Origin of the sequence: Micromonospora sp. NBC_00858 (assembly GCF_045207365.1) — a bacterium.
Taxonomy (GTDB): Bacteria; Actinomycetota; Actinomycetes; order Mycobacteriales; family Micromonosporaceae; genus Micromonospora.
This window is the reverse complement of sequence record NZ_CP108828.1, coordinates 5,180,745-5,198,902: the sequence shown is the minus strand read 5'-3', so window position 1 is coordinate 5,198,902 and position 18,158 is coordinate 5,180,745. Positions and strand designations below refer to the sequence as shown.

At 72.1% G+C, this 18,158-nt stretch carries 16 protein-coding genes; 10 read left to right on the top strand and 6 right to left on the bottom strand.

The genetic code is table 11. The annotated features are described in order from the left end of the window. Positions 1-96: 96 nt before the first annotated feature. Positions 97-1,635 carry a gluconokinase gene (locus tag OG990_RS24145; RefSeq protein ID WP_406077264.1) on the bottom strand — a complete coding sequence of 513 codons (1,539 nt, stop codon included), beginning with the start codon at positions 1,633-1,635 and terminating at the stop codon, positions 97-99. Between the two features lie 226 nt (positions 1,636-1,861). Here OG990_RS24145 and OG990_RS24140 point away from each other — a divergent pair, with 226 nt between their 5' ends. The 7 genes from OG990_RS24140 (at position 1,862) to OG990_RS24110 (ending at position 8,409) form a co-directional block, all read left to right on the top strand. After that, positions 1,862-3,007: a hypothetical protein gene (locus tag OG990_RS24140; protein ID WP_406077263.1), complete on the top strand. Its 1,146-nt coding sequence runs from the start codon at positions 1,862-1,864 to the stop codon at positions 3,005-3,007. Between the two features lie 56 nt (positions 3,008-3,063). Next, entirely contained in the window at positions 3,064-3,609 is a 546-nt protein-coding gene (locus OG990_RS24135) for a hypothetical protein (protein WP_406077262.1), read from the top strand. Between the two features lie 92 nt (positions 3,610-3,701). Continuing rightward, positions 3,702-4,976 (top strand): RNA polymerase sigma factor, encoded by a 1,275-nt coding sequence (locus OG990_RS24130; RefSeq protein ID WP_406077261.1) that lies wholly within the window; start codon positions 3,702-3,704, stop codon positions 4,974-4,976. A 130-nt stretch (positions 4,977-5,106) separates the two neighbouring features. Next, on the top strand, positions 5,107-5,778 hold the full coding sequence (locus OG990_RS24125; RefSeq protein ID WP_406077260.1) for a DUF998 domain-containing protein: 672 nt from the start codon (positions 5,107-5,109) through the stop codon (positions 5,776-5,778). Positions 5,779-5,812: 34 nt separating this feature from the next. After that, positions 5,813-6,193, top strand: coding sequence for a YciI family protein (locus tag OG990_RS24120; protein WP_328423876.1), 381 nt, complete (start codon positions 5,813-5,815; stop codon positions 6,191-6,193). 161 nt (positions 6,194-6,354) lie between these two features. Beyond that, positions 6,355-7,128, top strand: a complete 774-nt coding sequence (locus tag OG990_RS24115; protein ID WP_406077259.1) for an alpha/beta fold hydrolase — start codon at positions 6,355-6,357, stop codon at positions 7,126-7,128. Between the two features lie 129 nt (positions 7,129-7,257). Next, positions 7,258-8,409: an epoxide hydrolase family protein gene (locus OG990_RS24110; protein WP_406077258.1), complete on the top strand. Its 1,152-nt coding sequence runs from the start codon at positions 7,258-7,260 to the stop codon at positions 8,407-8,409. A gap of 101 nt (positions 8,410-8,510) precedes the next feature. Here OG990_RS24110 and OG990_RS24105 read toward each other — a convergent pair whose 3' ends face one another. Together OG990_RS24105 and OG990_RS24100 are read right to left on the bottom strand one after the other, a co-directional pair. Continuing rightward, positions 8,511-9,203, bottom strand: a complete 693-nt coding sequence (locus OG990_RS24105; protein WP_406077257.1) for a hypothetical protein — start codon at positions 9,201-9,203, stop codon at positions 8,511-8,513. 15 nt (positions 9,204-9,218) lie between these two features. Continuing rightward, positions 9,219-11,537, bottom strand: a complete 2,319-nt coding sequence (locus tag OG990_RS24100; protein ID WP_406077256.1) for a fibronectin type III domain-containing protein — start codon at positions 11,535-11,537, stop codon at positions 9,219-9,221. A gap of 363 nt (positions 11,538-11,900) precedes the next feature. Here OG990_RS24100 and OG990_RS24095 point away from each other — a divergent pair, with 363 nt between their 5' ends. Together OG990_RS24095 and OG990_RS24090 are read left to right on the top strand one after the other, a co-directional pair. Then, a complete protein-coding gene (locus tag OG990_RS24095; RefSeq protein WP_406077255.1) occupies positions 11,901-12,704 on the top strand; it encodes a PPOX class F420-dependent oxidoreductase in 804 nt (267 codons plus the stop codon). A gap of 88 nt (positions 12,705-12,792) precedes the next feature. Then, on the top strand, positions 12,793-14,031 hold the full coding sequence (locus tag OG990_RS24090; RefSeq protein WP_406077254.1) for a hypothetical protein: 1,239 nt from the start codon (positions 12,793-12,795) through the stop codon (positions 14,029-14,031). Positions 14,032-14,043: 12 nt separating this feature from the next. Here the strand turns inward: OG990_RS24090 and OG990_RS24085 are convergent, their stop codons facing one another. From OG990_RS24085 to OG990_RS24075, 3 genes are all read right to left on the bottom strand, one after another. Next, positions 14,044-14,481 carry a VOC family protein gene (locus OG990_RS24085; protein WP_406077253.1) on the bottom strand — a complete coding sequence of 146 codons (438 nt, stop codon included), beginning with the start codon at positions 14,479-14,481 and terminating at the stop codon, positions 14,044-14,046. A gap of 14 nt (positions 14,482-14,495) precedes the next feature. Further along, entirely contained in the window at positions 14,496-14,864 is a 369-nt protein-coding gene (locus OG990_RS24080) for a VOC family protein (RefSeq protein WP_406077252.1), read from the bottom strand. Between the two features lie 449 nt (positions 14,865-15,313). After that, positions 15,314-16,399: an endonuclease/exonuclease/phosphatase family protein gene (locus OG990_RS24075; RefSeq protein WP_406077251.1), complete on the bottom strand. Its 1,086-nt coding sequence runs from the start codon at positions 16,397-16,399 to the stop codon at positions 15,314-15,316. A gap of 303 nt (positions 16,400-16,702) precedes the next feature. On the opposite strand from OG990_RS24075, the gene OG990_RS24070 reads away from it, so the two are divergent. Continuing rightward, on the top strand, positions 16,703-18,037 hold the full coding sequence (locus tag OG990_RS24070; protein ID WP_406077250.1) for a hypothetical protein: 1,335 nt from the start codon (positions 16,703-16,705) through the stop codon (positions 18,035-18,037). Positions 18,038-18,158 lie beyond the last annotated feature (121 nt).

Here is an 18,158-nt window from a genome sequence, read left to right as displayed (position 1 = left end):
CTCTGACGAGCGCGATACCTCAGTGGTATCAAAATGACTCTGAGGTATCAGCGTCATCACCAACACCGCCGGGCCGGCCGTTGAGCCGCGCGAAACTCAACCCCGGATGGGGCCTGTGGGCAGGCCGGGTGCCAGCCGGCGCATCGAGGTGAAGGTGGGCACCAGCGCCTCGTACAGCTCGGCGAAGAGCGGCAGAAGCGCCGCGTACGTGGCGGCGGCGGCCGGGTCGGGGCGGACCGTCTCCTCGATCCGTACGAGGTCGAAGGCCACGTCGATGCTGGGGATCAGCCCCAACGCCTGCATGCCGAGCATGGCCGCGCCGAAGCTCGACCCCTCGGGCCCGGTCGCGAAGCTCACCGGCAGGCCGAGCACGTCGGCGAGCATCTGCCGCCACAGGCCGCTGCGGGCGAAGCCGCCGCCAGCCCGGACCTCACGGACCTCGTTGCCGGCCGCGCGCACCGAGCTGAGCACCAGCGCGAGCTGCTGACAGACCCCCTCGAGCGCGGCGCGCACCAGGTGCTCGCGGCGGTGCCCATGGGTCAGCCCCACGTACGCGCCGCGGGGCAGTGCGCTCCAGTGCGGCGCCCGCTCGCTGTGCAGGTACGGCAGCATGATGAGCCCGCCGGAGCCGACCGGCGCCCGGGCCGCCAGTGCGACCAGCTCCTCCTCGGAGTGCGCGCCCAGGTCCGGGGCGAGCGCTTCACCGGCCCAGCGGAGCACGATGCCGCCGTTGTTGATCGCGCCGCCGACCGTCCAGCGATCCTCGGTCAGCGCGTAGCAGAACACCCCGCCGAGCGGGTCCACGCCGGGCCGCTCGACCATCACCCGCATCGCGCCGCTGGTGCCGATCGAGCAGGCCACCATGCCGGGGTGCACCGCGCCCAGGCCCAGGTTCGCCAACGGCCCGTCGCCGGCGCCGACCACCACGGGGGTGCGCTGCGGCAGGCCGGTCGCCGCCGCGGCCTGCGGGGTGAGCCCGGGCAGTACGGCGGTGGTGGAGACCAGTTGGGGCAACTGCTCCTCGGTGATGCCGGCGATGGCCAGTGCCTCGCTGTCCCACTCCAGTCTGTGGATGTCCATCAGGCCGGTGCCCGAGGCGACGGAGTGGTCGGTGACCAGCACCTCGCAGAGCCGCAGCAGTACCCAGTCCTTGATGCCGACCCAGTGCGCGACCCGTTCGAAGAGTTTCGGTTCCTGCTCGGCGAACCAGAGCAGCTTGGGCAGCGGCGCCATCGGGTGCATCGGCGTCCCGGTGCGTCGGTGCAGGGCCAGGCCGGACGGCACCGCCCGCAGGCGCTCGGCCTGCCGCGTGGATCGCGAGTCGGCCCAGGTCACCGACGGGGTCAGCGGTACGCCGTCCGCGTCCAGCCCGATCAGGCTGTGCATGGCGGATCCGAACGACAGTCCGGCCACCGGCTCGGCCAGCTCGGCCACCACCGCGCGGATCGACACCAGCACCGCGTCGAGGATGACCTGCGGGTCCTGCTCGGCGTACCCGGGCTGTGGGTCGTCCAGCGGGTAGCCGGCCGTGTGGTTGGCGAGTTGTCGGCCATTGGCGCCGTACGCGACGACCTTGGTGCTGGTGGTGCCGATGTCGACCCCGATCACCACCTCGGGCCGGGTTTCCTGCGGCACGACCCTCACCCCCTCCGTACGGCGGCATCGCCACCCGGCTGCGGCTGACGTTACCGAGCGAGACGGCGCTCCGGACCGAATGAGTGTCGGCAGCAGTATCGCCCTATCGTGCAATTTGCTCCGCCGATCGGGTACTTCGCCCTTTTTTGGCGTGTCCGGGCGGCGCGCCGCCGCTGTTAAAAGGTGTGACACCCCGGTTGGTGGCCAGCGCGGCGGAGGAGTCGGCGTGGCGAAGACTGATTCGACGGGTTCCACATGGCGGTACCGGTGGGCGCGTCGGCAGAACGTTCGGCGGGTCAGCACGTTCCGCGGCGCCGAGGCGGCGTGGCGGCGACGCGACGACGAGTTGCGGCGGCTGCGTGCCCTGGCCGCCGACTTCCAGGGCTCTGCGGCAGCCGGCGCCGGCCTACCGTTGGAGCTGGCCGGCGACGAGGTGGTGCTCTGGGCGCTGCCCGCCGCACAGCTCGTGGAGGTGCGGCACACCACGGTGCTGCCCGCGCCGGACCTCACGGTCGCCCCGCCGGCCGGGCCGTTGCGCCAGCGTCGCCCGGACGGCGTCCGGGTCGCCGACGCCGGCATGGCGGTGATCACCAGCCGTCGACTGGTGCTGCTCGGCGGGCGCGGCCGGCGTGACTGGGCGTACGGCCGGATGACCGGCCTGGGCCACGACCCGGCGGCGCCGGTGACCCTGATCCAGGTGCTGGACCGGCGGCGGACCTCCGGGCTGATGCTGCCCACCGACGCGGCGGCGGACTTCCGGTTCAAGCTCACCCTGGCCTTCGCCGACGCGATCGAGCAGCGTCCCGCGGTGCTCGCCCAGCTCGACGAGCTGATCGCCGAGCACGCCCAGCTCAAGCCGTTCCGGCCGGCCGCGGCCACTCCCGGGCAGGCCCGGCTCTCCGCGCTGGTGCCGGGCGGCCGGCGAACCGTCGCGGTTGCCGCGGCCGTGGCGCTGCTGGTGCCGGCGGCGCTGTTCGAGTCGGACCCGTCCGACCCGACCGGCGGCGCGGAGGTCGCCGTCGCGGCCACCCCGGCGTCCAGCGTCAGCGCGGTTCCCGCGCTGCTCTACCCGGCGGCCCCGCCCTCGCCCCGCACGACACCGAAGCCGACGAAGTCGCCGCGCCCGTCGCCCACGGCGACCCGGGACCAGCGCTGCGGCGCGCCGGAAAACCCGCTGGGGTACGACTTCTGCGGCGGAACGCGGATCCGCCGGCCGGCCACTGAGGTTTGCGACTGGTTTGACTGCGTGCCGCAGTTCTGGGCCGGTCGGGGTTACCTGGTGCAGTGTCGCGATGGTTCGGTCAGCCTGAACGGTGGCCGGTCGAACGCCTGCATCGAGCACCGGGGCGTGCGGCGAACCATCTGGAAGTGACCGTTTAATGCCGGTTTAGGCCCGCGCGTCGACTTCGGTCGGTCAGAATTGGCCGGGTGGAGATCCGGTCCGACGACGGTGCCCGGGTGAGGATCCGCCCGGTTGGCTATCAGCCCGGCATCGATCCGCCCGACGACCCCGACCGGTCCGCACCCGGTTGGCGCGACTGGCTGCTCATCGAGGTCGACGCCCGTACCGCTGACGGTCAGACCTGGTCGCATCACTACCCGAGTCTCCTGGTGGAGGAGGCCCGCGCGCTCGGCAGTTGGCTGCGGGGTCAGGCCGAGGCGGCCGTCGGCCCGAACCCGCCCCCGGCGGTGGTCAGCTTCACCGAACCCAATCTGACCCTGCGAACGCGGGTGATTCGCCGTCGCCGGCTGGAGTTGACCGTCGAGTTCTCCGCCGAGTCGCTGCCGCCGTGGATGCGCCGCCCGACCACCGCGATCTACCCGCTGGTCCTGACCGTCTCCGCGGACGCGCTGGTGGTAGCCGCCGAGCAGTGGGTCGGGCACTGCGAGGCGTACCCGCCGCGTGCGCCGTCGCGGTTTCCGGCCCGGGGCCCGCTGCCCGGGCCGATGACGCACCCCCGGCGCGCCGGCTGACCGGCCAGCCGCGCATCCCCGCAGTCGCGACACGGCCCGCCGCCGATGTCGTTCCTTGTCCCGGCGGTACCGGGCTGCTCTGATGGGCGGTCATGGGGGATGAGCAGGTGCACCGCACCATCGAGACGGTGTGGCGGATCGAGGCCGGGCGGGTGATCGCCGCCCTGGCCGGACTGGTGCGCGACGTCGGCTGGGCCGAGGAGTTGGCCCAGGACGCCCTGGTCGCAGCCCTGGAACAGTGGCCACGCGACGGCGTACCGGCCAACCCGGGCGCCTGGCTGACCACAGTCGGGAAGCGGCGGGCGATCGACGCGCTACGCCGCCGGAGCCTGCTGGAACGCCGGGTCGCCGAGCTCGGGCACGACCTCGGCGACGAGCAGTTCACCCCGGACTTCGACGCCGCCTTCGAGGAACGGATCGACGACGACCTGCTGCGCCTGGTCTTCACCGCCTGCCACCCGGTGCTGTCGCCGCAGGCACGGGCGGCGCTGACCCTGCGGATGCTCGGCGGCCTGAAGACCGAGGAGATCGCCCGGGCGTTCCTGGTGCCCGAGACGACCGTCGCGCAGCGGATCACCCGGGCCAAAAAAGCCCTGGCCGACGCGAAGGTGCCGTTCGAGGTGCCCGGCGTCGCGGAGCGCGGCGAACGGCTCGCCTCCGTGCTGGAGGTGATCTACCTGATCTTCAACGAGGGCTACTCGGCGACCGCCGGCGACAACTGGATGCGCCCGGCCCTCTGCGCGGACGCGCTGCGCCTGGCCCGGGTCCTCCAGGGACTGATGCCCGACGAACCGGAGGTGCACGGGCTCGCCGCGCTGCTGGAGATCCAGGCGTCGCGCACTGCGGCCCGGGTCGACCCCACCGGCGAGCCGGTCCTGCTCATGGAGCAGGACCGGGGACGCTGGGACCTGATGCTGATCCGCCGGGGCCTGGCCGCGCTGGACCGGGTCCGCGCCGCCGACGGACCGCCCGGCCCGTTCACCCTCCAGGCGGAGATCGCGGCCTGCCACGCGCGGGCGCGTACCCCGCAGGAGACGGACTGGGCGCGGATCGCGGCCGGCTACGCGGAGCTGGCCCGGGTCGTGCCGTCGCCGGTCGTGGAGCTGAACCGGGCCGTCGCGGTCTCCTTCGCCGACGGCCCGGCCGCCGGCCTGGACCTGGCCCGGGCGCTGGCCGACGAGCCGGCGCTGGCCGGCTACCACCTGCTGCCCAGCGTGCTCGGGGACCTGTTGGCGAAGCTGGGCCGCTACGACGAGGCGCGGTTTGAGTTCGCCCGGGCCGCTCAGCTCACCAGCAACGAACGCGAGCGTGCGTTGCTGCTCGCCCGCGCCGCCGACTGCGCCCGGGGCGTCGCGCCGACCCGCTGAAAAATCGCCGGAAGAAATGTCAGCCGCCATGTCGTATCCCGACCGAACCGCTCGACGCGTCAGTGGAAGCCGGCTCGCACCGGCGCACGAGACCGGCCACCGGTCGGTCGGGACAGATGAGGAGATCGGCATGACGACGACGGCGAACGCGATGGGCGCAGGGTCCGCGGTGGCGGGCGTCGGCTCCCGGCGTACGACGACAAGGGCGCTGCTGGCCGGCGGGGCCGCCGCCGGCCCGCTGTTCGGGGTGGTGGCCGCGGCCCAGGTGCTCACCCGCGACGGGTTCGACCTGAGCCGGCAACCGTTGAGCCTGCTCGCCCTCGGCGACCTGGGCTGGATCCAGATCACATTCGTGGTGACCGGACTGCTCGCCCTGGCCGGCGCGGTCGGGCTACGGCGGACGCTGGGCGGCGAGCCCGCCGGAACGTGGGGGCCGGCGCTGGTTGCCGTGCACGGTGTCGGGCTGATCATCGGCGGGGTGCTGGTCTCCGACCCGAGCATGGGTTGGCCGACCGGCGCGCCGGAGGGTGCGCCGGAGACGCTGAGCTGGCACGCCGTCGGCCACGGCGTCGGCGCGGCGCTGGCCTTCGGATCGCTGACCATCGCCTGCCTGGTCTTCGGCCGCGGCTGGTGGCGGGCCGGGCGGCGTGGCTGGGCGGCGTTCTCCCTCGGCTGCGCGTTGGCCGTCGTCGTGGTGCTGGCCTGGCCCGACCAGGACACCGTCAGCGTCCGGATGGCGCTCGCCTGCGCCGTCATCTTCGCCTGGCTGACCGCGCTCTGCGGCCGGCAGCTCGCCCGCTGACCGTCGTTTCATCGATCACGAGAGGACCGAACCGATGCGCTACATGCTGATGCACAAGCTCAACGAGAACCTGCCGGGGGCGTTCGACCCGAGCCCAGAGTTCATCGCCCGGATGGAGGCCTTCATGAAGGAGGTGGCGCAGTCCGGGATACTGCTCGCCGCCGAGGGGCTGTGCGAGACCTCCAAGGGCGCCACCCGGATCACCGTGACCGGCGGCAAGACCACCGTCACCGACGGGCCGTTCACCGAGACCAAGGAGCTGATCGCCGGATTCGCGCTGGTGGACGTGCGCTCCCAGGAGGAGGCGGTGGAGTGGGGGCGGCGGTTCGCCGACGTCTTCGCCGAGACGATCGGCGAGGTCGAGGTGGACATTCGCCGGGTCTACGAGGCGCCGGAGGCCGGCCAACCGGCCTGATCCGGCCACGCCGTGCCGCCGCCGTGCCGCCCGTGCGACTCGGCGGCGGCTTTGCCCGGCTCGGCGCGCGACAGTGTCGGACGGTCGTGGTACCTCTGCGGTATATCGATACTCCAGAGTCATCACGCTCGGGCGGCACCTCCGCCGGAAGGGAGCCCGGGATGCCCGGCTACGTGCAGCTCGGCGAGGTCAACACGTTCTACGAGCGCGATGGCGCGGGGGAGCCGCTGGTGCTGCTGCACCCCGGCTTCGCCGACTCCCGGGCCCTCGGGCAAAACGTGCCGGGGCTGGCGAAACGGTTCACCGTCTACCGACCGGACCGGCGCGGGCACGGTCGTACCCCCGATGTGGACGGCCCGATCAGCTACCAACTGATGGCCGAGGACACCATCGCGTTCCTGGAAAAGGTGGTCGGCGGGCCGGCGCACCTGGTCGGGCACAGCGACGGCACCCCGGTCGCGCTGCTGGTGGCGCTGCGCCGCCCCGACCTGGTCCGCCGGCTGGTGCTCGCCGCCGGGGTGTTCCACCACGACGGCTGGATCGACGGCGCCGTCGACCTCGACGAGGAGACCGTCGCGTTCTTCGTGCGGTACCACGGCGAGGTGTCACCGGACGGGCCGCAGCACTTCCCGATCGTCAAGGCCAAGCTGGACCGGATGCACCACGAGGAGCCGACGGTGACCGTCGCCGACCTGGCCGGCTACCCCGGCCCGGCGCTGGTGATGGTCGCCGACGACGACGAGGTCCGCATCGAGCACACCCTGGCGCTGCGCGACGGGCTGCCGCTCGCGCAGCTCGCCGTGGTGCCGGGCACCAGCCACGGCCTGCTCGCCGACAAGCCCGACCTGTGCAACCGCCTCATCATCGACTTCCTCACCGAGCCGATCGAATCGGCGGCCAACCCGGATGGCGCGGCCGGCAACGGCCACGGGTAGGGTGACGTCCGTCAGCCACGAGAGGAGGTGAGCCCGGTGAACACCCACTGTCACGTCTGGGCGCTCCACTCGGCCGTCCCCCTCAGCTGACCATTCGCGTCGGGGAGCGCCCTCCTTACCGGAGGACCAATGACCATCTCCCCGTTCCGCATCGACGTATCCGATGCGGTCCTCGACGACCTGCGGGCCCGACTGGCCCGTACCCGCTTCACCGACCGCAGCGGCGAGCAGCCGTGGCAGGGCGGCGCCGACCCCGACTACCTGCGGGACCTGGTGTCCTACTGGCGCGACGGGTTCGACTGGCGGGCCCGCGAGGCGGAACTCAACGCCTACCCACACCACCTGGCCCTCGTCGGCGGCCGGAAGCTGCACTTCCTGCACGTCCGCGCGGCCCGTCCGGCCGGTACGCCCGCGCCGTTGCCCCTCATCCTCAGCCACGGCTGGCCCAGCAGCTTCGTCGAGATGCTGCCCCTGGTCGACCGGCTGACCGACCCCGCCCGGTACGGCGGCGACCCCGCCGACGCGTTCGACGTGGTGGTGCCCTCGCTGCCCGGCTTCGGCTTCTCGGAGGTACCTGACGAGCCGGTGACCCGGGCGGTCCTCGCTCGGACGCTGCACGAGTTGATGACCGACGTGCTCGGCTACGAGCGTTACGGCGCCTTCGGCGGCGACGTCGGAGGGGTGGTCACCGGCTGGCTGGGTGCCCTGTACCCGGAACAGGTCGCCGGCATCCACATGATCCACCCACCGTTCCCGGCCAGCTTCGACGCCCGCCCGCTCTCCCCAGCGGAGCAGGCGTACCTGGACGCCGAAGCCGCGTACGACGAGACCGACGGCGGCTACAGCGCCATCATGGGCACCCGGCCGGACACCCTCGCGGCGGCGCTGGTCGACTCACCGGCCGGGCTGGCCGCCTGGCTCGTCGACAAGTACCGGGACTGGAGCGACAACCACGGTGACCTGGCGAACAGCTTCGACCGGGACACCCTGCTCACCATCATCACGCTGTACTGGGCCACCGACACGATCGGCTCCTCGTTCCGGCAGTACGCCGACTTCGACCACAACACCCCACGACCCGACATCACCGTGCCCGCCGCCTTCACGGTGAGCACCGAACCCTCGCAGGCCAACCTCCCCCGAGAGATCGCCGAGCGGGCCTGCACCGACATCCGGCACTGGAGCGAACCGGGCCGCGGCGGGCACTTCATGCCGCTGGAGGAGCCGGACCTGCTCGCCGGCGAGATGAGGCAGTTCTTCACCTCGCTGCGCCCGTACTGACCGGCACGGGAGCCGGGCCGGTCAGCGCCCTGGCTGACCAGCGCCCGGCGTGGCCGGCGGCTGTTTCGGTTGTCACCGGAACAGCCGCCGGCCACGCCGGGCTACGCGCCGAGCGACGCCTTGGCGGCGTCGATCGCGTCGAGCAACTCCTCCTGGTACTCGAAGCCCTCCTCGACGACGGCCATGTTCACTCCGCATTCGCGCTGCCGCGCCCGCAGCAGCGTCTCCTCCACCGGAGCCACCGGGAAGGCCAGCGGGTCGAGGCCGGGAGCCCTGGCCACGTCGTCGACCAGGAGCCACTGGTTGTGCTCGTCGTAGCCGACCACCCCGGCGGCGATTCCCCTGGCCCACTGGTCGAACAGCCCGGCCAGGCTGGTGGCGGCACGGACGGACTCCCAGGCGTCTTCTGAGATCACGTAACGCCAGATCTCACCCTCGTGCTCGCCCGCGAGGACGAACGTGTAGAGGAGGAAATCGAAGTGGAACAGGGGCAGTTGCTGCCGCCAGGGGAACGGCGTGCCGATCGACAGCCCCAGATAGTCCAGCGCGTCCCCACCCTCCGGCCATGGCATCCGCCATCCAGCGTTGGGCAGCAACCGCCGATCGGGCCATCGCTGCGACTGCAACCAGGTCAGCTGCTCCGCGACGTGATCCACCCCGAAGATCCGGTAGACCACGCCCGGCGGCTGCCCGGCCGGCGACTCGCCCTGGTCGGGCCAGTCGAGGCCGGCAGCCGTCGCCGCGACGCGGTACTCCCGCACCGCGTCGCGCAACACGCGCATGTCATCGAGCATCAGCAAGCTCCTCGGCTACGGGGCCGTGGGGGTCATGCAGAGGCTAGCCCCGCCCCCGCTGACCTTGAAGGCGAAGCTCGTGCCGCCGGCCTCGACCCACGGCTTCACCGGCAGCACGATGAACTCGGTGTTGTTGTTCACCTTGCACTTGCCGTAGAACGCGTTGATGTCGTTGGCCTGCGGCAGCGACTCCGTCGTCGACACCAGCTTGAGGCTGGCGACCTGGCCGGTCAGGTTGACCGCCTGGTTCGTGGACCAGAACGGGAACTCGTCGCAGGTCTGCCCGGGCACCCGCACGTCGCACGCGTTCGGTTTGAACTCCACTCTGTTGAACCATCCGTGGTTGTAGCCCTTGGCGCGCGCCGCCTGCCCTCCCACGCTGCGCGCCGGGTAGAACCACACCGCCCGGGTCGGCGGCTGCGGGAATCCGCCGTCACCCATGGCGGCCACGATGTGCTTGCCGGTCTCCGTCATGTCGGCGCCCTTGTAGTTCTTCGCGCCGGGGACGTAGACGATGACGTTGTCGTCACACCCGGCCTTGCCCTGGGTGCCGCGCTGGGCCGTGCACGCCGAGTCGATGATCCGCTTGAGTCGCGAATCCTCCGTGGAGTCCCACGCGAAGTCGAGATCGCGCTGGTCGGCCACCAGCTTCGTGGTCTTGATGACCTCGGCGTAGACCTTCAGGCTGTTGTACCACTCGCCCTCGTCCAAGCCCCAGTTCTCGAACGTGTCGAAGTCGACGTCGTGCTCGATCGGGTACTCGATGAGGCCGTTCACGCCGATCGTGCTGGGGAACAGGATGGCGAGCAGGACGCCCAGCACGACACCGATGCCGATGCCGGCGGCACCGACGACGATCCACGAGGTGCCGGCGGCGGCGACCTCAGCGGCCGCGACGACCTCGACCGTCTCCGCGATGGGAGCCAGCAGCGTCGCGCAGGCTCCACTCGCACACCAGGCGATCGGCGCCACCGGGCCCGGCACCAGCAGGCGGGCCTGCGCGGCGTCCACCGACGAGATCACCGGTCCGCGGCCGGACGGGGCCACCGCGAAGAGCATGTCGGTGATGTTGTCCGCGCAGTCGAGCAGTTTCTCGCCCGACGGCGGCAGGAACGCGTCGAGGCAGCTGCTGTTCGCCGCCCGGTAGCAGCCGAGGAAGATCTCCGTGCTGCCGGCGGGTACCGGCACCGTGGCACGTGAGCTGGCCGCGATGTAGAAGTCGCCACCGGCGCCGGCGCACTGCGACGTTTCGCTGGCGGTCGTCTGCGTGGTCGCCGCCGACACCTCGTCCACATGGATCATCGTGGTGAAGTCACCGGCGAGCTCCCGCGCCACCGTGCCATCGGCGCGCAGCGCCTCGACCCGGAACGCGTACGGCGTGTACTCCTCGAGCGGCTCGATCGGGAGCTTGATGACGCTGTCCGCCGTGCACGGGTTGGCCACGTTGCCGTTGCCGTCCACGCAGAGCTGCTCCAGCGCGAACTGGTCGTAGATCTCGCCGTCCAGGTAGGCGCGGTAGCTCGCCTCGTTGGCGGGCTGCGGGTGCCAGCTGGCTATGGCGCCCCCCTCATCGGGGTCCAGGGTCAGACCGGCGTCAACGTCCGGCGGCGGCGGCAACGCGTCCGTCGTGAAGGACGTCGTGGCGGGCGTCGCCGACCGGTTGCCCGCCAGGTCGATGGCGACCACGGAGACGGTGTGGTTGCTCAACGGCTGCAGCCCCGTGATCGAGTACGAGCGGGTGCCGACAGTGGTCCGCTGCGCCGTGCCGCCGTCGACCTTGACCTCGTATCCCGCGAGGCCGTAGTTGTCGGTCGCCGCGCCCCAGCTCACCTTGGCGCTGGTCGCCGTGATCGTGCCGACCGCCAGGTTCGGGACGTTGCTCGGCGGAATCAGGTCCACCACGGTGATGTCGCGCAGAATCTTCGCGTACCGGCCGGGTTCACGCTCGGCCCGGGAGCAGACCTGGACCGGGCCCAGGTGCGGCGGGCGCATGCTGGTGGTCCACGAGGCGGACCAGTCCGTGACGCCGGGCGGCGGCGGACCGAAGGTGAAGCTCGACGAGGTCGTCTTCTCGATCGAGACGTCCACCATCGTGGCCTGCTTGTGCAGGTAGCCGTTGATGGCGATCTTGCCGTTCGCGTCGACCGCGACCTCCGACCCGGCTGTCGGTCCTTCGAGCCGAATGGAGGCGTGGTTGATGTCCTCCGGTACGGACGGGTCGGCGCAGGCCGGAAGTTGTTCCTCGACCACCGCCTGGGCCTCCGCCTGGGCAGCCGGCTGGCTGATCAGGGAGACCGGTAGGACGAGCGCGACGGCGAATGCCGTCGCGCGCAAGGACCTGCTGAAATATCGAGTACGTCTGTTGTCGGCCATGCCGCTCCATCCCCGTGATTGATCAATGACGGGGCACAGTCTGTCATGGTGATCTATATTTAGAACACCCTATTTTTAGTCCATGCTCGCGAGGGGAACGCCCGCATTACCGCGATAGCCCCGGCGTCCAGGCAGGCGCCGGTGAGCGTCTTTCAACCGGCGGCGCGAGGCCGGCAACGTGCGACTGGTCGCCTGCCGCGCTGCCGTGGAAGCGGGTGCCGCAGTTCTTCGCCTCGCTGTGCCCGTCGTGACCACTGGCGGAGCCGGGCCGTTCGGGTGTCACGCCGAGGTGCGTGGTCTCGTCATGGGCGTATGAGAACAATCGTGCGAACCGCCGCCGCCCTGCTCGGGCTGGCGAGCGCGGTCGTCGGGGTGTGGGCGATGCTCGCCCCGGCCTCGTTCAGCACCTGGGCCGACTTCCCGCCGCACCGGCACTTCGTGCACGACATCGGTGCCTTCCAGCTCGGCATCGGCGTGACCCTGCTGCTCGCCACCATCTGGGCCGACGCGCTCACCGTGGCCTTCGCCGGCTACATGGTCGGCGGGACCGCTCACACGGTGGTGCACGTCGCCGACCGCAATCTCGGCGGCACCACCGGGCAGACCTTGGCGATCGGCGGTGCTGTGGTGGTAGCCGGCGCCGCGTTCGCGTACCGGTGGCGCGAGCGGGGTTGGGTGCTCGGCGTGGTTTCACCGACCGGTGTGCCGGCGCTGGCACCGTTCGGCCCGCAGAAGACGGTCGTACTGACTACGTACCGCCGGGACGGCCGACCGGTCGGGACGCCGGTGAGCATCGCGGTGGCCGGCGGCCGGGCGTACGTGCGCAGCTTCGAACGGGCCTGGAAGACCCGGCGGATCGGCAACAACCCGATGGTCACGGTGGCGGCGTCGACCGCGCGCGGCGTGCCGACCGGCTCGGCCGTCCAGGCCACCGCCCAGCGGCTGGAAGGCGCGGAGTACGACATGGCTGCCCGCACGCTGCGCCGCAAGTACCCGCTGCTGCACGGCGTGCTCGTGCCGCTGATGCACCGCCTCGGGCGGCGCAGGACCGGCCGGACGGTGCACTTCGCGATCGTCCCCGCGAGCGACCGGGCCGAGCTGTCCGAGGTCGGCAGCCCTCGCGGGTAGCCAAATCTCTCCTTTCGGGAACAAAGGGAAGCATCGATCCCGCCCGCGTTGCCTGTCACGTACATGAGCGGTTGTACCGCGTGTGACCGTGACCTCACGCCCCACCGCCCTGGAGCCGCACTGGCGGATCGCCTGGGCCGAGCGCGAGAACCAGCGGCGGCGACGCGCGTACCGCAGCGCCACCGACGCCTGGCTCCGACGCAAGGACCACCTGACCCGGCTGCGGATCGAGGCCGTCGGGTTCCTCGGGTGCACGCAGCCGCGTACCGGTCTGCCGGTGGACCTCGCCGACAACGAACTCGTCTTCCGGGTACTCCCCAACGCGGAGCTGGTCGAGGCCGAGGCACGGCACGTCGTCGGACTGCCGACGCCCGGCCCTCTCACCTGCGCCGACACACCCGACGGCGCGCTGCCGGCGGGCCTGCGGGCCCTTGACGCCGGCATGGCCGTCGTGACCAACCACCGGGTGGCCTTCGCCGGGCATGACCACCGGCGCGAGTGGAGGTACGCGGACCTGTCGGCCCCCGCCCACCACCCCGACGTCCCCCTCACCCTGCTGCACACCACCGACCGCGGCCCGCTCGCCGGGCTGCTGGTGCCGGCCAGCGCAGCGGTGAACGCCCGCTTCTACCTCACCCTCGCCATCGCTGCCGCCGCCGGAGAACGCGCCGCCGTCGCCACACAACTCGACGCCCTGCTGGACGCCCACCAGGGCGCACGACCGACGCCGCCGCCGCTTGTCGAGCCGGACGAAGCCCCGCTGACAGCGCTGCGCCCCGACCGCCGGGCGCTCGCCGTCGCCGCCGTCGGGGTCGTGGTGTTCTCGACACTGGGCCCGGGCGCTCTCGGGCCAGAGCAGGCCGGCCCTGTGCAGCGGAGGGAAGCGGCCGTCATCGTCGCCACGGACGCTCCGGCGGACGGCGACGCCGTTGCCCCCGTCCTCCCCATCGGACCGGTGGCACCGGAGCGGAGTAGGACCGGGCCGGTTGGCCGTGCGACGCGGGCCCCCACCACAGGCGCCACGCCGTACGGGCCATCGACCACCGGCACGCCCGTCCCGCCGGCGGTTTCGGCGTCGCCCACCGCTGAGGGCCGGCCGACCGCTTCGGTCCCGTCCGCCAGTTCGGTGCCGACGCCCGGCCCAGCTCCCACCACAGACCCGCCCCCGGTTGGCCGACCGGCTCTGCCCACCGCATCGGCCACGCCCACCGCACCGGCCCCGACTACTGCCACGCCGTCGCCGGACCCCGCCCTGATCACGCTCTGTCTGGATCCCCTACAGCTACCACTGGTGCACCGGCTGCTCTGCCCGCCAACCGAGCCGTGACCCCTTCCTGACTCAGCCCATCGCGCCGAAGTCGGGGATGGTGATGGTGCCGTCCTCGGCGAGGGGGAAGCCGGGGTTCCAGGCGATCTCCCACACGTGACCGTCAGGGTCGGTGAAGTAGCCGGCGTAGCCGCCGTAGAACGTCTCCCGAGCCGGTTTGGTCACCTCGGCACCGGCGGCCACCGCCGCCGCGAACACCTCATCGACCTCAGCCCGAGAGCGGACGTTCTGCGCCAGGGCCATCCCGCCGAAGCCGCCGTCACCCGGATCGTCGACGCCCGCGTCCTCGGCCAGCTTGTCCCGCCCCCACAGCACCAACGCCGACCCACCGGCCTGGAGGAAGACCGTCTCCTCGACCTCCTGGCCGCGCCAGCCGAGGTGCTCGTAGAACGCCTTTGCGCGCGCCACGTCTGTGACTCCGAGGGTGATCAGGCTGATTCGCTGTTCCATATTGGTAGATCCAATCACTGCGGGGCGTGGCAAACGGCCTCGACGTTGTTGCCGTCCGGGTCGCGAACGAACACCGCGAAGTAGGTCGGGTGGTACTCCGGCCACACGCGGGGCGCGTGCAGCACCTCCGCGCCGGCCTTGATGGCGGCATCATGGAACGCCTCGACCGTGGCGCGGTCGTCGGCGGTGAAAGCCAGGTGCAGCTCGCGGGCCTCGCCGCGGGTTTCGGTCGGGCCCAGCCAGAAGTCGGGCCGGTCCCGGCCGTAACCGACGACGTTCGGGAACTCCAGCAGCCGGCGGCCGCCGAGCGGGGCGAGCACAGCGTCGTAGAAGGCGGCGCTGCTCGGCACGTCGCGGACCTGGACTGACAGGTGGTCGATCATCGCGGGCTCCTCCAAGCGTCTCCGGGCGAGGCTGACGCCACGCTAGCGGCGGGGTACGACGCGTGGTCCGTGTTCGCAGTGGATCGCCACCGGACACCACCCCGGTCGTCCGCACGGGTGCTCGTACCGCTGATGCGCAACCACGGCGGCTCGCCGCCGGGGTGCCCGCGCACCGCACCCACCTGCCCGCGGTGGTGCAGCCCTGATGCCGATGGACGGGGCGTCGGCTGGCGGACCCGGCGCCGCTCACCGCCGCCGTCAGCCCGGCCCTCGCCGCGCTACACGAGCGGGTGGCCGCGCAGGTGGCGCGGGCCGGGACCTACTGACAGCCGGGCCGGCCGGACGCGTCGGGGCGGCGGTCATCGCGGCGGGCCGCTCACGCTATGGCCCTCTGTGCCTGTGGCAACTCCGGGCTGGCGCGTCGGCGCCAGCCCGGAGCAGCGTTCGCGCTACTTCAAGGCCAGCACGGCCAGGTAGCCGAGGTGATCCGATGCCCACCGGCCGTCGGGGGTCTGCCGCTTGGTCCCGAAGATGAGGCTCGAGACGGGAACGACCGCCCCCCGGAACAGGACCATGTCGATGCGGTGTTCGACGGCGTCGGCGGGTTGGTTCAGGTCGTCGCCCAGACCCGCGGTATAGCCGGGTTCACCCGGATGCAGGATCTGCCACGTGTCCCGCATCCCGCCGGCCACCAGCGCCGCGTAGGCGAGCCGGTTCTCGGCGACGGGCAGGTCGGGGCCCGTGTTGAGGTCCCCGGCGAGGATGACGTCACCCGGTGCCGTGGCGAGGGGGCCGCCCAGCAGCTCGCGCGCCTGCAGCACCCGGACACCGGCGTGGAAGGCCTCCAGGTGGGTGTTCACGAACCGGAACGGGCGTTGCCCGTGCACCACATCCACCGCGGTCCAACCGCGGGTGCTGGTCACGGTCCCGTTCGTTGCCGCGAGCGTGAAGGTGAGGTTGTTGGTGAAGGTGCCAGACGAGGAGTCGGTCACCTTCACCCGGCCGCCGTGGCGCACCAGGATCACGTCGCGCATCGTGAGCCGGACGTCGAGGAAGTGCGGCGCGCCCGCCGGCGCCTCCAGATCGGCCTCGGCCTGTACGACCGCGACGTCGTACGCGTGACCGGAGCGGCTCAGCTCGCCCATGAGCAGTGCCAGGTAGTCGTACCGGATTTCGGTGGCTGGTGCGGGGTCACCGAACGTGCCGGTGCGCCACAGGGCGACCTCCTGCAGTCCGACCAGGTCCGGCTTGTTCTCGGTGATCTCCCGAGCGAGCAGCTTCGCCCGGGCGGGAAAGTTGACCAGGTCGACGTGGCCTAACAGCGCGGAGTTCGCGGCCAGGAACGCCCCTGGTGTCGGCGCGCCGATGGATGGCGTCAGATCGCCGCCCAGATAGAGGTTCCGGGTCATCACGGTGACCTTGGACTGTCCATCGGCGTGGACGGGTGCGCCGAAAATGCCGAGGCTGACCAGGGCGATGGCGGCTGCGAGGGTGACTCTCGCCGTTCGCCAGGAGGTGGGGGGTGTCGGGAGCATCCTCTTCGATCCTCTCTCCCGGCGACTACGCCGGCGTCGGACGTGAGATCGATCCGGTGGTGCGGATGGGGACGCGTAAGGCGGCGTCGCGACCTGTCGGCGGGGCGCGGCCCGAGGCGGTGCGTGCACCGTATCGCCGCGAGGCGGTCGGGGACAGCCGTGGATATCGGCGGTTCGGCCCCACCGGCCAACCGGTACGGGTACTCGACGGTATCCACGGAACCAGCCGAGCCGGTCGACGGCTACGTCGTGTCCTGCGCCGCCGTGCGCGGTTGTACCGGGTGGACGCGGAACCCCTTCGCGATGAGAGGCGACTCGGTGGCGACGGTCGGGACGGCGGTGGGCTGGCGGGCCCGGTGGGTCAACCGAGAGAACGAGCGGCGGCGCACGGCGTACGAGACCGCCGTCGAGGCGTGGCGACGACGCGACATGGAGCTACGGGAGTTCTGCGCGTGGACGGAGGAGCCGGAGCCGCGGGCGGAGACGCCGGTGGGGCTGCCGGTGGCCCTCGACCAGGATGAGGTCGTGGCCACCGTGCAGTCCGGCGCGGAACTCCTCGAGGTGACGGCTCGGCACACCGCCGGCCTGCCCGCACCGGAGCTGGCCGTCGTTCCCCTCGAGGACTCGGTCCGGGTACGCGGGTTGACGAAGGGCGTCGCGGTGGTCGACGCCGGCATGGCGGTGGTCACCGACCGGCGGCTGATCCTCATCGGGCGCCTCGGGGTCCGGGAGTGGCCGTACCGGCAGCTGACCGGGGTGGCACACCACCCGGCGGAGCCGTTCACCCTGCTGCACGAGCACGGGCCGGGCAGGATCCGGGGAGTACGGGTACCGCCGACGGCGGCGTCCGCCTTCCGGCTGCGACTCACCGTCGCGTACGCCGAGGCCGTCGGGGAGCGGGACGCGCTCCGGGACCGGCTCGACGAGGCGGTGGTGGCGCACTGGCGTACCCGGCCGGCAGCACCGACACCGGCCACGCCCGCCGAGGCCCCGGCCGCCGCCCGCCTCGCCCGTCCGGCGCTGGTCGCCGCCGTCGCGGTCCTGGTCGCCCTGGCGGGGGTCGCGGGCGCGGTCCGCTGGTCCGCGACGGACCGCCCGGTGGTCGGAATGGACTTCGACGGCCGCCCCGGCGCGACCTCGGCCGACCCGGATGACCCCTCGCAATCCACCGCCGTCGGCGCGCCGCTCAGCTCCACCGCTCCCACCGCTGGTCCGCAGCGGGACGCCACCACCGCGCCCGGCACGTCCGGCCCCGCTACGGCGCCGGGGCCCGGTTCCGGGCCGGTCACCTCGCCTGGACCGGGCCCGACCGATGGTGCCTCACCGACCAGACCCTCCGGGTGGCCGTCGGCCAGCAGCACCGGTGGCGGTAGCCCGAGCCCGACCACCGGCTCGCCGAGCCCGGCCCCAGTGGACCTCTGTGGCGCACCGGAGAATCCGTACGGCTACAACTACTGCGGCGGCTCCTACATCAACGACCCGCCTGCGGACGTCTGCGACTGGTTCGACTGCGTGCCCACCTTCTGGAACGGCAAGGGCTACGTGGTGCAGTGCGAGGACGGACTGGTCAGCATGACCGGCGTGCCAGGCGGGCCGTGCGCCGACCACGGCGGCACCCGACGCCCCGTGTACGCCTGACCCGTCCATGCCCTCACCCTGTCCCGGCGTCCCAGTAGACGTGCCGCCAGCCCCGTTCGGCGTACTTCCGCGCGGTTCGCACGGTAGGCCGGTGACGACGAGGGCGAGCGGGCCGACGTCC

Bases quoted from the DNA above. Each gene is read 5' to 3' on its own strand.
- OG990_RS24130 (WP_406077261.1), top strand. From the start codon at position 3,702: ATGGGGGATGAGCAGGTGCACCGCACCATCGAGACGGTGTGGCGGATC.
- OG990_RS24125 (WP_406077260.1), top strand. From the start codon at position 5,107: ATGACGACGACGGCGAACGCGATGGGCGCAGGGTCCGCGGTGGCGGGC.
- OG990_RS24120 (WP_328423876.1), top strand. From the start codon at position 5,813: ATGCGCTACATGCTGATGCACAAGCTCAACGAGAACCTGCCGGGGGCG.
- OG990_RS24115 (WP_406077259.1), top strand. From the start codon at position 6,355: ATGCCCGGCTACGTGCAGCTCGGCGAGGTCAACACGTTCTACGAGCGC.
- OG990_RS24110 (WP_406077258.1), top strand. From the start codon at position 7,258: ATGACCATCTCCCCGTTCCGCATCGACGTATCCGATGCGGTCCTCGAC.
- OG990_RS24105 (WP_406077257.1), bottom strand. From the start codon at position 9,203: ATGCTCGATGACATGCGCGTGTTGCGCGACGCGGTGCGGGAGTACCGC.
- OG990_RS24085 (WP_406077253.1), bottom strand. From the start codon at position 14,481: ATGGAACAGCGAATCAGCCTGATCACCCTCGGAGTCACAGACGTGGCG.
- OG990_RS24080 (WP_406077252.1), bottom strand. From the start codon at position 14,864: ATGATCGACCACCTGTCAGTCCAGGTCCGCGACGTGCCGAGCAGCGCC.
- OG990_RS24075 (WP_406077251.1), bottom strand. From the start codon at position 16,399: ATGCTCCCGACACCCCCCACCTCCTGGCGAACGGCGAGAGTCACCCTC.
- OG990_RS24070 (WP_406077250.1), top strand. From the start codon at position 16,703: ATGAGAGGCGACTCGGTGGCGACGGTCGGGACGGCGGTGGGCTGGCGG.